Consider the following 15394-nt stretch of genomic DNA (forward strand, 5'->3'; position numbering starts at 1 on the left):
CCCCCGCGACGACGACCGCCTCCGCGTGCAGGCCAAGGACCTGACGCTCGACGGCTTCACGGTGACGTGGGGCGGCGACGCCGACGACCGACCGGACGTGAACGTTCCGACGCCGCTCGTGGAGGCGGCGATGGGCTACATCGATGGCGCCGTCGAACAGGCCCGAGAGGTCGCCGACGCGCCCGAAACGGGCTTCGACATCACCGTCGAGAGCGACATTCCGCTCGGTGCCGGATTGGGGTCCTCTGCTGCCGTCGTCGTCGCCGGCATCGACGCTGCGACGCGGGCGCTGGGGACCGACCTCGCTCCCGAGGAACTGGCAGACCGTGCCTATCAAGTCGAACACGAGGTACAGGACGGCGAAGCCTCCCGTGCCGACACGTTCTGTTCGGCGATGGGCGGGGCCGTCCGCGTGCAGGGCGACGACTGCCGACGGCTGGAGGACCCACCCAATCTCCCCTTCGTCATCGGCTACGACGGCGGAACCGGTGACACCGGCGAACTCGTCGCCGGCGTCCGGGCCCTCAAAGAGGAGTACGGCTTCGCCGCCGACACGGTCGAGGCCATCGGCGACATCGTTCGGAACGGCGAGGGCGCGCTCCGGAACGGCGACATCGAGGAACTCGGTCGACTGATGGACTTCAACCACGGTCTACTGTCGGCACTCGGCGTCTCGGCACGGACGCTGGACACGATGGTGTGGGCCGCACGAGAGGCCGATGCTCTCGGAGCGAAACTCACGGGCGCCGGTGGCGGTGGCTGTATCGTTGCCCTGGACCGCACCGAACAGACCCACACCGCCCTCGAGTACACCCCTGGCTGTGAGGAGGCGTTCCGGGCGGAGTTGGACACCGAAGGTGTCAGAGCGGAACCCGAATCATGACCACGGTACTGAAACTCGGCGGGAGCGTCATCACCGAAAAGGACGGCACGGAAGCCGTCGACGTGGCGAACCTCGGCGTCGCCGTCGAGGCCCTCGCGGGACGGGAAGACATCGTCGTCGTCCACGGCGGGGGGAGTTTCGGCCACCATCACGCCGCCGAACACGGCGTCTCGACGACCGACGGGACGCACGACGACGAAGCGGTTCGAGCCATCCACGGGGCGATGAAGCGGCTGAACGCGGCCGTCGTGGAAGGTCTCTCGGGGGAGGGGACGCCCGCACTACCGGTACATCCGTTATCGGTCGCCTCACGGGACGCCAACGGGCGCCTTGATGCACCCACGGGCCACGTCGAAACGATGCTCGCGGAAGGGTTCGTCCCGGTTCTCCACGGCGATGTCATCGCCCATGACGAGAAAGGGGCGACCATCCTCTCGGGTGACGAACTGGTCGTCGCTCTTGCCTCTGCGCTCGATGCCGACCGCGTCGGCGTGTGTTCGGCGGTGCCGGGCGTCTACGACGAATCCGGCGAGGTCATCGCACACATCGACTCGTTCGAAGCCGTTGCCGACGCCCTCGGCGGGAGCGACGAGACGGACGTGACCGGCGGTATGGCCGGAAAAGTCCGCCAACTGCTCGAACTCGACGCCGAGGCCTACGTCTTCGGCATCGACGGTCTCGAGGCGTTCCTCGACGGACGGCAACCGGGCACTCGAATCGGCTGAAGGTTTTTATTCGAAGCCGGTACCAAACGCCCCGTGCCCGAGTGAACGGCCCCGGCGCCGTCGGATACCGTGCGGTGTGGCGTCGGGGAGCGGCGACACCGCCTGTTAGCTATCCAAACCGTTCGGCCAGTTCCGTCTTGTCGATTTTCTGGCTTCCGGTCCGCGGGAAGGAGTCGACGAACTCGATGCGTCGTGGCTTCTCGTAGCCGGCGAGTCCCGGGTGGTCGTCACAGAAGGACTCGACGGCGTCGGCTGTCAGTTCGTCGCCCCCGACGATTGCAGCGGTCACGGCTTCACCGAGGCGTTCGTCCGGCGTGCCTAACACGGCGACGGCGTCGATGGTGTCCATCTCGGAGAGGACGCTCTCGACGCGGGAGGGTGCGACCTTCTCCCCGCCCGAAAGGACGATATCGTCGAGACGGTCGACGAAGTACAGTGTCCCGTCTTCCCGTCGGACCACGTCGCCGGAGCGGAACCACTCGCCGTCGAAGGCCCGGTCGGTCCGGTTGGGAGCCTCCCAGTAGCGCGGCATGACGCTGTCGCCGCGGAGCCACAGCTCGCCGTCCTCGCCCTCGTCACAGTCCTCGCCGGTTTCGGGGTCGACCACCCGTGTCTCGACGGTCGGGACCGGCCGTCCGAGTGCGCCCTCTGTCCGAGGCGTCTCGGGTGTCCCTGCGACGGTCAGGCCCGCTGCCTCGGTCTGGCCGTAGTAGTTCAGCAGTTCGTCGACGCCGAAGGCCGACTCGAACTCTTGCAGCGTCGCTTCGGCGGCGGGGCTCCCGCCGTAGAAACACATCCGAAGCGACGAGGTGTCGTGTTCGCGGGCGGACTCGTCGCCGAGTGCGTCGACCATCATCGCCGGTACCAGCCCCGAGATGGTCGCTTCGCTTTCCGCGACGAGCCGTGCCCACTCGGCGGCGCCCCACGCCGGATGGATGACGACGGACCCACCGGTGAACAGCCCCATCAGCGTCGCGCCGTGGAACCCGCCGACGTGGAACAGCGGCACGGAGACGACGGCGGTGTCATCGGGCGTCACGTCGTACGTCGAGATGCCGGCGTCGACCTGCGCACCGACGTTGCGGTGGGTCTGGACGACGCCCTTCGGGTCGCCCGTCGTGCCCGAGGTGTGCATGACGATGGCGGTGTCGTCGTCCAGCCGCGTCGTCGGGTCGGGGGCGTCTTCGGGGGCACCGAACGCTTCGGAGCGGAACGCACCGGCGTGACCCTGCAGGACGGTCGGTTCGACGGTGGCGGCTTCCAGAGCGTCCTCGGCCGTGCTGGCGAAGACGGCGTCGTGGACGACGATTTCCGGAGCCACGTCGTCGAGGACGTACGCCACCTCCTCCGCCCCGAAGCGGTAGTTGGCCGGCGTGAACACACAGCCGGCGCGCCACGCTCCGAGCGCGACAGCGACGACCGTCGGATTGTCGAGCATGTAGGCTGCCACGCGGTCGCCGGGTTCCGTCCGACTATCGAGAAACGCGGCGACGGACTTGGCCCGTTCGTCGAGGGCAGCGTAGGTGATGTCCTCGCCGTCTGGGTCGACGACCGCGGAGACGTTGGGGTTGCTTCGTGCCTGTCGTGCGAAGCGCTCGTAGAGGTTCATAGCCGTTGCTGTGTGCGCCTCGGCATAAGTGTGGGTCCCGATACCAGAGAGCACTTTTCGGTCCCGGCGCCGTTGACCGGACGATGGAGTACGAACGCTTCGAGTTCACACAACCGCTGTACGGCGGGGTCAACGTCCTCCGAATCGGCAATACGCTCGTCGACACCGGCCACGTCGACCCCGTCTCGCGAGAGGCCGTCGTCGCCGCCCTCGACGACGAACTGGCCGGTATCGAGCGCGTGTTGATTACACATCCCCACATCGACCACGTCGGGGGCTCCCAGACCATCGACGCGCTGTCGGAGTTGCCTCACATAGTCCCCGAAGAGTCGGTCGATATCCTCCACGACTACGCCGGCTACCTGGAGCGTGCCCGCGAGGAGATGACGCGACTGCTCGGTGGATTCGATGCCGACGATTCGACGTGGGATGTGTACTTTCCAATCCGCGACGACTACGCTGAGGAACGGATTCGCGTCGAACGCCGACTGAGCGACGGCGACACGGTACGCTGTGGCGACTACGAACTGACGGCCGTCTCGACGCCGGGCCACGCCGACCCACACCTCGCCTTTCATCACGAGCCGAGCGGAACGCTGTTTTCGGGGGACCTCGTCGACCCCGACGGCCGCTTCCAGTACGGTCCGCTGTTGGGTGACGTAGGCGACTACAAGCAGTCGCTACGGCGGATTCGGGACCTCGACCCCGAAACGCTGGTGCCGATGCACGGCCCACCGATGGACGACCCGGTGGCGCGAATCGAAGCCTCGCTTTCGAACGCCGAGGCGACAGAACGCCGACTGCTCGATTTTCTCGACGGGCATGGCCCGTGTTACGCACGGGAGTTCGTCGCCCGAGAACTCGGTGTCGACGGGGCGCGGGCGCCGTTCTTGACGCTCGTCGTCTACGAGTACCTGCGACACCTGGAAGCGGAGGGACGAGTCAGTATCGACGTGACGGTGGAGGGAATCGAGATGTCTGCCGCGTGACTACAAGTCGAGCAGTTCCTTGGCGATGATGTTGCGCTGAATCTCGCTTGCACCCTCGCCGATTTGGTAGATTTTCGTGTGCCGATAGTGGCGTTCGACCGGATAGTCGGTCGTGTAGCCGTTGCCGCCGTGGAGTTGGATGGCGTCGCTGGCGACTTCTTCGGCGATTTCGCTGGCGTACAGTTTCGCCATCGAGGCGAGTTTGGTCGGCTTCTCGCCGTCGTCGACGCGCTGGGCGGCGTCGTAGACGAGCCGACGAGCGAGTTCGACTTTCATCCCCATGTCAGCGACCTTATGCTGGACGGCCTGGAACTCCCGGAGTTCGCGGTCGAACTGTTCGCGCTGGGAGACGTAATCGATGGTCTCCTCGAGACAGCCCTGTGCGATACCGAGGGCCTGTGCGGCGATGCCGACGCGCTCCTCCTCGAAGAATTCCATGAGTTGGTAGAACCCGGCGTCCTCGTAGCCGACGAGGTTCTCCTCTGGGACGCGCACGCCGTCGTAGCGGAGTTGCGCCGTCTCGCTCGCGTTCCAGCCGAGTTTGTGAATCTCGCTTTCGACCTCGAAACCGTCGCGGTCGGTCTCGACGATGAACGCCGAGATGCCGCCGTGGCTCTCACCACCAGTACGGGCCATCGTCAACACGTAGTCCGCGATGGTGCCGTGAGTGATGAACGTCTTCACGCCGTCGATGACGTACTCGTCTCCATCCTTCTCGGCGGTGGTTTCGATGCCGGCGGCGTTCGAGCCGTGGTTCGGTTCGGTGTTGCCGAGCGCGCCGATGAGGTCGCCCTCGGCGACGCCGCGGAGAATCCACTCCTTCTGCTCGTCGGTGCCGTACTCCCGAATCATCCGGGTGCCGAACTCCGTGCCGATGGCAGCGAGCATGCCCGCGTCGACGCGGCAAATCTCCTCCATGAACAGACACGTCTCGACCTGCGAGAGGCCGGCACCACCGTACTCCTCCGGGATGGTGCCACCGACGAGTCCCGCATCGACCGCCTTCTCCCAGACCTCCTCGGGCCACTCGCCGGTCTCCTCGTGGTGACGTGCGACGGGGGCAATCTCGTTCTCGGCGAACTCGCGGGCGGTCTGCCTGACGGCGCGTTCCTGTTCGGAAAAGCCGAAGTTAACCATGAAACTACCAACGAGTATTAGAGTTTAATCCTGCCGACGTTCGCAGGTACTGCCGGAAGATGTGGTGGCGTAACACTAATCAATAATGATGTATACTAGCACACAGCATGAATTTTGCCACCCACGTCGATGCGATAGCTCGCAGTGCACCCGACCGACTGGCGATGACCGACCACACGCGGGAAGTCACCTACGCGGAGTTGGCCGGAGAAACCAATGCCTTCGCGAACGCCTTAGAATCGCTCGGCGTCGAGGCGGGCGACCGGGTCGCGCTGTACCTGCCGAACAGTATCGGCTTCATGACCGCGTATCTGGGCGCGATGAAACGCGGTGCGATTCCGTTCCCCATCAACATGCGCTTTCAGGGCGAGGAGATACAGTACGTACTGGAGGATTCGGGGGCGGTCGCGGCGGTGACACACGGCCAGTTCGAGGACGTGCTCGCCGGATTGGACGTGCCGTCGCTGGAACACCTCATCGTCGCCGACGGCGAACAGGGTCACAGTTACCGCGAACTCGTCGGAGCCGCCGACACCGAGTACGACGCCTATCCGCGGAAGGAGGACGAACTCGCGGAGTTGATGTACACCAGCGGAACGACCGGTCGGCCGAAGGGCGTCAAACACACCCACCGGAACCTCGGAACGAACGCCCGCGGCCTCGTCGAGGCGATGGGGTGGTCGAAGGACACGACGACGCTGACGGTGTGTCCGCTGTTCCACGTCTCGGGGCTGAACGTCTCGACGACGCCGCTTTTGACCGTCGGCGCGGAGAACCACTTCCTGCCGGAGTGGGACCCCGACGCCGCCCTCGCGACGATGGCCGAACACGACGCCACCTACGCCTTCTTCATTCCGACGATGGTCATCGACTTACTGGAGCGGGACGTGTCCAACTACGACCTCTCTTCGCTGGAATTGATTGGCGTCGGCGGGTCGCCGATGCCGAAAGAGCGCATCGAGACCGTCGAGGAGACCTTCGGCGTGACGCTCTTGGAGGGGTACGGCATGACCGAAACGACACCGCTGGCAGCTATCAACCGACCCGGACAAGACGTTCGGAAAGCAGGCAGCATCGGCCCGCCGGCGACGGAGGTCGTCGACGTACGCATCGAGAACCCCGAGACGGGCGAGGCCGTCGGCACCGACGAGAAGGGCGAACTGCTGTGGCACGGCGACACCGTCACGCCGGGGTACTTCCGGATGCCCGAAAAGAACGAGGAGGCCTTCGTTCGGCGGGAGGGCAAACGGTGGCTCCGCTCGGGCGACATCGCCCGGATGGACGAGGACGGCCACCTCTTCGTCGAGGACCGCATCGACGACATGATTATCACCGGCGGCGAGAACGTCTATCCCCGCGAAATCGAGGACGTAATCTACGAACTCGACGGCGTCGTCGAGGTAGCCGTCATCGGGACGCCACACGACCGACTCGGCGAGACGGTCACCGCCGTCGTCGTCGGGGACGGACTCTCGGCCGACGATGTCGAAGAGCACTGTCGTGGCCGGTTGACCGACTACAAGGTCCCCCGCCGCATCGAGTTCGTCGAGGCGTTGCCGAAGACCTCCACGCGGAAAATCGACAAGGTGTCGCTTCGGGACGATTTCTGACGCCCGTATTAATCCCCCGGTAGTGGGAGACGACGGATTAATACTGGCTCCCTGCGGGGGTTGTTCGCATGCCGAACGATTGGCCGGAGACGCCACCGAGTACCGACATCTTCGCTGACGACTTGCTGGACGGAGAGACCGCGCTCATCACGGGCGGCGGAACCGGTATCGGCGAGGAGATGGCGCTGGCCTTCGCCGACCACGGCGCCGACGTGGCCGTCGCCTCTCGGGACATGGACCACCTCGAACCCGTCGCCGAAGCCGTCGAGGAGAAGGGCCAGAACGCCTGTGCGACGACCGTCGACATCCGCGAGAAAGACGAGGTCGACGCGATGCGTGATACGGTTCTCGACGAACTGGGCGACATCTCGATTCTCGTCAACAACGCCGGCGCGAACTTCCTGACGCCACTTGAGGACCTCTCGGCGAACGGGTGGCGGGCCGTCGTCGGCACCATCCTCGACGGGACGGCCTACTGTACGATGAGCGTCGGCGATTACATGATAGACAACGGCGGCGGCTCCATCATCGCGATGGGGGCGACGAACTCCGTCCACGGCGCGCCGTTCCACGGCCACTCCGGGGCCGGGAAGGCCGGCGTCCACAACCTGATGCAGACGGTCGCGAGCGAATGGGCGAAGTACAACGTCCGCGCGAACACCATCGCACCGGGTATCATCGAGACGGAGGGCGTCACCGAAGCGGCCGGCGGCGCGCTCCCGGAGCAGATACTCGACACCGTCCCGGCCGACCGCTTCGGGACCGCGGGCGACTGCGTACCGCTCGCGGTGTTCCTCGCGTCGGATGCCTCGGCGTACGTCACCGGCAGTTACTATGCCGTCGACGGCGGGCACCTGCTGTTGCCGTCGCCGTACTAGGGTTTGATTTCCCTCCCGCTCCGACCGCCATCTATGCCCTCCATCCGTGGTGGTTCGGCGTGAGCCTCGTCGTCGGTGTTCTCGGCTCGCTGTTGTTCGCCGTGGGCGTTCTCGGCGTCGGATACGGCTGGCGCCGGCGCCGACAGCGAAGCGTCATCGCGGGCACCGAGACGACGGACGTGTTGCGGTTGACTCCAGGGCCGGCCGAAGTGGTCGGGACTGCAGAACGGAGCGACGATGGCCCGCTCCCGGCACCGTTTTCCGAGGAATCGTGTCTCCTCGCCGAGTGGGAAATCGAGGAGTGGGACGAGTCGGGGAAACACTCCAGTTGGCGAACCGAGGGACAGGGGACCGTGACGACGCCCTTCTACGTCGACGACGGCACCGACCGCGTGTTGGTTCGACCGGGCGAGGCGACGGTCGAACTCTCCGGTCCTCGTGGGACAACTCACGTTGGCGTCGACGAGAATCCACCCGAGGCGATACAGCGGTTTCTCGACCTCGATTCGACGCCCGGTGACCCCGACGAGGCACTCATCAAGGCCCTCGACTGGGGAACGCAGGTCGGTGACCGAAAATATCATCAACGACTCCTGAACCCCGGCGACGAAGTGTACGTCCACGGAACTGCGACCCGAGTCGGCGCGGAGACGTTCGGAGCCAACGACTTCGAGTTGGTCGAGTCGGCCGACGACGGCCACCCCGACGCGGAGCTGTTCCTCGTCGCCGACAGCACCGAGTCGGAGCTCGTCGCGGATAGACGGGATTGGCTGCTGTACGCCGGGGCAGGCGGACTCGTCGCCCTCGTCGGTCTCGGAGTGGTGGCAGCGACGGCGCTTCCACCGTAATCGCCGGCGGAGAGACGCTACAGCGTGAGTTCGTCCGACCCACGTACTTTTTAACCCCAGAGATAGAAGCTTCGGATAACCGAGCAACGGTCGCCCCGGACACGTATGGGCGACCGGCAGACGCTGGCGGGAGACGGTCGACTGGGCAGGAACGTGGCGGCGTTGCCGCGACGGTTGCCTCGTCGGTTCCGACCGCCGGCCCACCGAATCGGTCGGTGTCGCGTCCGTCATAGACGGCCCTGCGGAAGCCGGTCGCTCGTTCGTGAGTCCGGAGAGCGGTCTCTCGGCTCTCAACTATGGAAGTAGAAATCGCGACAATCGGCGGCTACGAGGAAGTCGGACGACAGATGACGGCGGTACGGGCAGGCGACAACGTGGTCATCTTCGACATGGGTCTGAACCTCTCGAAGGTGCTCATCCACGACAACGTCGAGACCGAACGGATGCACAGTCTGGACCTCATCGACATGGGGGCCATCCCGGACGACCGCGTGATGAGCGACATCGAGGGCGACGTACAGGCCATTGTACCGACCCACGGCCACCTCGACCACATCGGCGCCATCTCGAAGCTCGCCCACCGCTACGACGCACCTATCGTCGCCACGCCGTTCACTATCGCACTGGTCGAACAGCAAATCGAGAGCGAGGAGAAGTTCGGCGTCCAGAACGACCTCGTCGAGATGGAAGCCGGCAGCACGATGTCCATCGGCGAGAAGTGCGAACTCGAGTTCGTCAACGTCACCCACTCCATCATCGACGCCATCAACCCCGTGCTCCACACGCCGGAGGGCGCGGTCGTCTACGGTCTCGACAAGCGGATGGACCACTCGCCCGTGTTGGGCGACCCCATCGACATGAAGCGGTTCCGGGAAATCGGTCGCGAGGGCGAGGGCGTCCTCTGTTACATCGAGGACTGTACCAACGCCGGCAAGAAGGGCAAGACGCCCTCCGAGTCCGTCGCCCGCGAGCAACTGAAGGACGTGCTGTACTCCCTCGAGGACTACGACGGCGGCATCGTCGCCACCACGTTCAGTTCCCACATCGCACGCGTGAAGTCCCTCGTCGAGTTCGCCGAGGACATCGGCCGCCAACCGGTTCTGTTGGGCCGCTCGATGGAGAAGTACTCCGGGACTGCCGAACGGCTGGACTTCGTGGACTTCCCGAGTGACCTCGGGATGTACGGCCACCGGAAGTCCGTCGACCGAACGTTCAAGCGCATCATGAACGAGGGCAAGGAGAACTACCTCCCCGTCGTGACGGGCCACCAGGGCGAACCACGAGCGATGCTCACCCGGATGGCCCGCGGCGAGACGCCGTACGAACTGGACAACGGCGACAAAGTCGTCTTCTCGGCACGGGTCATCCCCGAGCCGACCAACGAAGGCCAGCGCTACCAGGCCGAGAAACTGCTCGGCATGCAGGGCGCCCGCATCTACGACGACATCCACGTCTCCGGGCACCTCAACACCGAGGGCCACTTCCAGATGCTCGAAGCGCTCCAGCCCCAGAACATCATCCCGGCCCACCAAGACATGAAGGGCTTCTCGCCGTACGTCGACCTCGCGCGGAATCAGGGCTACAGCGTCGGTCGAGACCTCCACATCACCGAGAACGGGAACACGATTCAGCTGACGGAATGAGCTCTTCAGACCGCGTCGAATCGGCGATTGCGGAGCGACGAGAAATCGTCAACGAGGCGATTACCGAGCAGTTGCCGGTTCAAAAACCCGAGCGACTGTACGCCGCTTCCCGATACCTGCTGGACGCGGGCGGAAAGCGACTCCGGCCGACCATCTTACTGCTCACTGCTGAGGCCATCTCCGGCGTGGAACCGTTCGACGCCGAGTACCGCGAGTTCCCGTCGCCCGCCGGTGAGGAAGTGGACGTACTTTCAGCAGCCGTATCCATCGAGGTCATCCAGTCGTTCACCCTCATCCACGACGACATCATGGACGACGACGACCTTCGGCGCGGTGTCCCCGCGGTCCACCGCGAGTACGACCTCGAAACCGCAATCCTCGCCGGGGACACGCTGTATTCGAAGGCCTTCGAATACATGCTCGACACCGGTGCACCGGCCGAGCGGAGCGTCGAGGCGCTCGACGAACTCGCCACCACCTGTACCGAAATCTGTGAGGGGCAGGCGCTGGACGTTGACTTCGAGAACCGTGGGGACGTGACGACAGATGAGTACCTCGAGATGGTGGAGTTCAAAACCGCCGTCCTCTATGCGGCGGCGGCGTCGATACCCGCCATTCTGTTGGGTTCCGACGACGAGACTGTCGACGCGCTCCACGGCTACGGCCTCGACATCGGTCGGGCGTTCCAGATTCAGGACGACCTCCTCGATTTGACCGTCCCCAGCGACACGTTGGGGAAACAGCGTGGGTCGGACCTCATCGAGGGCAAGCGGACGATTATCACGCTGCACGCTCGCGACCAGGGCATCGACGTGGAGAGCCTCGTTTCCGAGGACCCGACCGAGGCCGAAATCGAAGCCGCCGTCGAGACGCTGGAAAACGCCGGCAGCATCGACTTCGCCCGCGATATGGCACAGGACCTCGTCGAGAGCGGCAAGGAGCGACTCGAAGTGCTTCCCGACGGTGAGTCCCGCGAACTGCTCGAATCCATCGCGGATTACCTCGTCGAGCGCGGGTACTAAGACCCCTTTTTCCACGGTTGCTCACCGACGGTGACTCTCGAACCACCTCGATGAAAAAGACACGCCGCCCGACTTTTTATAAAAGATAGCGCGACCAGAGGGCCCATGCCCTGACGATTCGCCGGCTATCCGCCGAGACGGGAGTGTGGAATACGGATAGTCGAAAGGGTGCGGTTCGTTCCGCCTGTTCGCCATCTGCTGACAGGTTCGTGACAAGAGCTTTGAGGTTCGTGATTGATATTGACCGACAAGGCTCATGAAGCGAGAGATGCGCACCACGGACTTCCTAGACCGGGCCGTCGACATCTACGACGACGTGACTGGAGTCGTCGCTCACGACGGGAGCGAATACACCTACGCGGAGGTCAACGACCGCGTCAACCGGTTGGCCCACGCCCTCGAGGAGCGCGGAGTCGAAAAGGGCGACCGTGTGGCGCTTTTGGCGCCGAACACCCACTACTTCATCGAGACGCTCTACGCGACGAACAAACTCGGCGGCGTCTTCGTCCCGATGAATTACCGGCTGACCGCCGGCGAACTGGAGTACATCCTCAACGACTGTGCGGCCGACGTCGTCATCGCGGATTACGACTTCGCCGAGGAGGTCGAACCCATCCGTGAGGACGTAGCCGCCGACCACTTCATCGGCTACGAGGCCGGCCGCATCGACGGGGAGTGGGACGACTACGAGGACCAACTCTCGGGGCAACCGACCGCCGAACCCGACCGCCCGGATATCGCCGAGGACGACGACGCGAGCATCAACTACACCTCGGGTACCACCGGCGACCCGAAGGGCGTCGTTCGGACCCACCGGACCGAACACTGGCATGCACTGGTCCTCAACCAGCACATGGAGATTCGCGACGACGACACCTACCTGTGGACGCTGCCGATGTTCCACTGCAACGGCTGGGGCCACACCTACGCCATCACGGGCACCGGCGGGACCCACGTCTGCCAGCGCACCTTCGACGCCGCCGACACCTTCCATCGCATCCAGGAGTACGACGTTAGCTTCCTCTGTGGGGCGCCGACGGTGCTGAACAACCTCATCCAGTTTCACGAGGACAACGACGGGGATGTCGTGACGACCGGTGACCGTGACGTGCGCATCGCGACGGCCGGGAGCGCCCCCGCGACGGCGACCATAGAGACCGTCGAAGACGAGTTCGGCTGGCGCATCATCCACATCTACGGCCTCACCGAGACCGCGCCCATCATCACGACCAGCAACTCGCCCCGACGGCTGGCCGAACGCGGTCGTGACCTGAAGGTCAAACAGGGCTCGGAGACCCTCTGTACCGATGTTCGGGTCGTCGACGAGGACGGCAACGACGTCCCCCGAGACGGGACGACCATCGGCGAAATCGTCGTCAACGGCAACCAGGTCATGGACCGCTATCTCAACAAGCCCGAAGCGACGGAGCAGGCGTTCAGCGACCGCATCGAGGGGTATTTTCACACCGGCGACCTCGCGACCATCGACGAGGACGGCATGGTCGCCATCCAGGACCGCCGCAAGGACATAATCATCTCCGGCGGCGAGAACATCTCCTCCATCGAAGTCGAGGACGCCCTCTACGACCACGAGGACGTGATGAAGGCCGCCGTCATCCCCGTCCCCAGCGAGAAGTGGGGCGAGACGCCGAAAGCCATCGTCGTCGAACGACCCGGAGCCGACCTGGCCGAAGACGGGCTCATCGATTTCGTCAAGGAGCGGTTGGCGAACTACAAGGCGCCGACCAGCGTCGATTTCGTCGACGACTTCCCGGAGACGGCGACCGGCAAGGTCCAGAAGTACGAACTCCGAGAGCGGTACTGGGACGACGAGGAGCGTCGGGTCGGCCAGGAGTAGTCGACGGCCTGCCCCGACCGCTCCCCCCGGTCGGAATCCACGATGTTTTGGTGCTGCCCGGGGAAGTCGTCGTCAATGGACGACGACCTCCGAGAGCGGGTCGAACGCGAGGCCGAGACGGCCGCGCTGTTCAACGCGCTCAAACACGACAGCGACGCACAGGTCGGCGCGATAATGGGGCCGCTGATGGGCGAGAACCCCGAGTTCCGTGAACACAGCGACGAGATTCCCGGCGTCATCGCACCCGTCATAGAGCGGGTCAACGGCCGCTCGACCGAGGAGCAACGCGAGCGACTCGCCGAACTCGCTCCCGAACGGCTCGAGGAACTCGATGCCGACGACGAGGAAGACGACCAGCCGTTGCCGGACCTGCCGAACGTCGAAGCGTACGACGAAGTCAGGATGCGGCTGGCGCCGAACCCGAACGGTCCGTGGCATCTCGGTAGCGCCCGGATGCCCGCCGTCATCGGGACCTACAAGGAGATGTACGACGGCTGGATGCTGTGTCGCTTCGACGATACCGACCCCGAGACGAAGCGACCGGACCTCGACGCCTACGACGAGATTCTCGACGCCATCGACTACCTCGGCTTCGAACCCGACGAGGTCGTCAAAGCCTCCGACCGCGTCGAAACGTACTACGACTACGCGCGGGACCTCATCGACGAAGGAGGCGCCTACACCTGCAGTTGCAGCGGCGAGACGTTCTCGGAGTTGAAAAACGACGCCGAGGCGTGTCCCCACCGCGAGAAGGACGCCGAGACGACCCACGAGGAGTTCGAGGCGATGATAGACGGCGAGTACGCCGCCGGCGAGATGGTCCTCCGCGTTCGGACCGACATCGAACACAAGAACCCGGCGCTGCGCGACTGGGTCGCCTTCCGGATGGTCGATACGCCGCACCCGCGAGAAGAAGCGTCGGAGTACCGCTGTTGGCCGATGCTGGACTTCCAGTCCGGCATCGACGACCACCTCTTCGGCATCACCCACATCATCCGGGGAATCGACCTGCAGGACTCGGCGAAGCGACAGGGGTTCGTCTACGACTACTTCGACTGGGAGTACCCCGAGGTGCTTCACTGGGGACACGTCCAGATAGACGCCTACGACGTGCAGATGTCGACGTCGACCATCAAGGAACTCGTCGATTCGGGCGAACTCGACGGCTGGGACGACCCCCGGGCGCCGACCGTCGCGAGTTTACGGCGGCGCGGCATCCGCGGTGAGGCCATCGTCGCGGCGATGACGGAACTCGGCACGTCCACCTCGAACGTCGACCTCGCGATGTCGTCGGTGTACGCGAAGAACCGCGAGCTGATAGACGACGAATCCGACCGTGCCTTCTTCGTCCGCGACGGCGTCGAAAAGACAGTCCTCGGCGGCCCCGATGTCGGCGAACCGCCGATTCATCCCGACCACGAGGACCGCGGGAACCGGTCGATTCCGGTCGGCGGCGCCGTCCTCGTCGAACCGGAGGACGTGCCGCCGAACGGCAAGCGAGTCTGGCTGAAGGGGCTCGGTCCGGTCCGTCACACTCGCGACGCCTTCGAGTTCACCGGCGAGGACCTCGATATCGTCCGGGAGGAGGGCGTCGACGTGGTCCACTGGGTGCCGGCCGACGAGAACGTCCCGCTCCGACTGCGGACGATGGAGGGCGACGAGACCGGCCACGCCGAACCCGGGCTCGCCGACTACGACACGGACGACGTCGTCCAGTTCGAGCGCATCGGCTTCGCGCGAGTGGACGACCATGCCGACGAGGAGACCGTCGCCTACTTCGCACATCCCTGAACGTCGGGAACGTTTAAGTCCCGCCCAGTGTTGGTGATAGGTAGCAATGGCCATCGACCCGAACTTCGAGCAAAATCGAGAAAACGAGGGGCAGGAACACGACGTCGACGTGTGGGGGCCGACCGACCCGCCTGAGCAGTTGGGGATTCGGGGCACGCACGTCGCCGTCGATTTCGACATCTGCATCGCCGACGGCGCCTGCCTCGAGGACTGTCCAGTCGACGTATTCGAGTGGGTCGACTCCCCGGACCACCCCGAGAGCGAAATCAAGGCCAATCCGACCAACGAGGACCAGTGTATCGACTGCATGCTGTGTGTCGACGTCTGTCCGGTCGACGCCATCGACGTCGACCCCGGTCGTGCAGGCCGAACCTGATAGCCTCGCCGCACTCCTCGGGTAG

The 15394-nt window shown here is 64.8% G+C and carries 13 protein-coding genes; 11 read left to right on the forward strand and 2 right to left on the reverse strand.

Features of this window, described 5'->3' with window-relative positions; genetic code table 11:
- Both mvk and GJ631_RS11960 read left to right on the forward strand, forming a co-directional pair.
- A partial coding sequence (gene mvk, locus GJ631_RS11955) for a mevalonate kinase (RefSeq protein WP_156709380.1) occupies positions 1-883 on the forward strand: 883 nt, incomplete at its 5' end.
- Positions 880-1608 carry an isopentenyl phosphate kinase gene (locus GJ631_RS11960; protein WP_156709381.1) on the forward strand — a complete coding sequence of 243 codons (729 nt, stop codon included), beginning with the start codon at positions 880-882 and terminating at the stop codon, positions 1606-1608. The genes mvk and GJ631_RS11960, both read left to right, overlap by 4 nt.
- Before the next feature lie 109 nt (positions 1609-1717).
- Here GJ631_RS11960 and GJ631_RS11965 read toward each other — a convergent pair whose 3' ends face one another.
- Positions 1718-3217, reverse strand: coding sequence for a class I adenylate-forming enzyme family protein (locus GJ631_RS11965; protein WP_156709382.1), 1500 nt, complete (start codon positions 3215-3217; stop codon positions 1718-1720).
- 83 nt (positions 3218-3300) lie between these two features.
- On the opposite strand from GJ631_RS11965, the gene GJ631_RS11970 reads away from it, so the two are divergent.
- Positions 3301-4206, forward strand: coding sequence for an MBL fold metallo-hydrolase (locus tag GJ631_RS11970; protein ID WP_156709383.1), 906 nt, complete (start codon positions 3301-3303; stop codon positions 4204-4206).
- Here the strand turns inward: GJ631_RS11970 and GJ631_RS11975 are convergent, their stop codons facing one another.
- Positions 4207-5343, reverse strand: coding sequence for an acyl-CoA dehydrogenase family protein (locus GJ631_RS11975; protein ID WP_156709384.1), 1137 nt, complete (start codon positions 5341-5343; stop codon positions 4207-4209).
- Between the two features lie 107 nt (positions 5344-5450).
- Between GJ631_RS11975 and GJ631_RS11980 the strand changes: the two genes are divergently transcribed.
- The 8 genes from GJ631_RS11980 to GJ631_RS12015 all read left to right on the forward strand — a co-directional run bounded on the left by GJ631_RS11980 (position 5451) and on the right by GJ631_RS12015 (position 15369).
- On the forward strand, positions 5451-6953 hold the full coding sequence (locus GJ631_RS11980) for a class I adenylate-forming enzyme family protein (protein ID WP_156709385.1): 1503 nt from the start codon (positions 5451-5453) through the stop codon (positions 6951-6953).
- A gap of 68 nt (positions 6954-7021) precedes the next feature.
- Positions 7022-7831, forward strand: coding sequence for an SDR family oxidoreductase (locus tag GJ631_RS11985; protein WP_156709386.1), 810 nt, complete (start codon positions 7022-7024; stop codon positions 7829-7831).
- Positions 7832-7890: 59 nt separating this feature from the next.
- On the forward strand, positions 7891-8679 hold the full coding sequence (locus tag GJ631_RS11990; RefSeq protein ID WP_197425019.1) for a GIDE domain-containing protein: 789 nt from the start codon (positions 7891-7893) through the stop codon (positions 8677-8679).
- A 296-nt stretch (positions 8680-8975) separates the two neighbouring features.
- On the forward strand, positions 8976-10322 hold the full coding sequence (locus GJ631_RS11995; RefSeq protein WP_156709388.1) for a ribonuclease J: 1347 nt from the start codon (positions 8976-8978) through the stop codon (positions 10320-10322).
- Positions 10319-11344, forward strand: coding sequence for a geranylfarnesyl diphosphate synthase (gene idsA3 / locus GJ631_RS12000; RefSeq protein ID WP_156709389.1), 1026 nt, complete (start codon positions 10319-10321; stop codon positions 11342-11344). The genes GJ631_RS11995 and idsA3 overlap by 4 nt, the downstream gene beginning before the upstream one ends.
- Positions 11345-11600: 256 nt before the next feature.
- Positions 11601-13202, forward strand: coding sequence for a long-chain-fatty-acid--CoA ligase (locus GJ631_RS12005; protein ID WP_156709390.1), 1602 nt, complete (start codon positions 11601-11603; stop codon positions 13200-13202).
- 75 nt (positions 13203-13277) lie between these two features.
- A complete protein-coding gene (locus tag GJ631_RS12010; RefSeq protein WP_156709391.1) occupies positions 13278-14993 on the forward strand; it encodes a glutamate--tRNA ligase in 1716 nt (571 codons plus the stop codon).
- 46 nt (positions 14994-15039) lie between these two features.
- Positions 15040-15369 carry a ferredoxin family protein gene (locus GJ631_RS12015; protein WP_156709392.1) on the forward strand — a complete coding sequence of 110 codons (330 nt, stop codon included), beginning with the start codon at positions 15040-15042 and terminating at the stop codon, positions 15367-15369.
- Positions 15370-15394: the final 25 nt, after the last annotated feature.

The sequence above is a fragment of the Natronomonas sp. CBA1123 genome, assembly GCF_009741925.1.
Taxonomy (GTDB): Archaea; Halobacteriota; Halobacteria; order Halobacteriales; family Haloarculaceae; genus Natronomonas.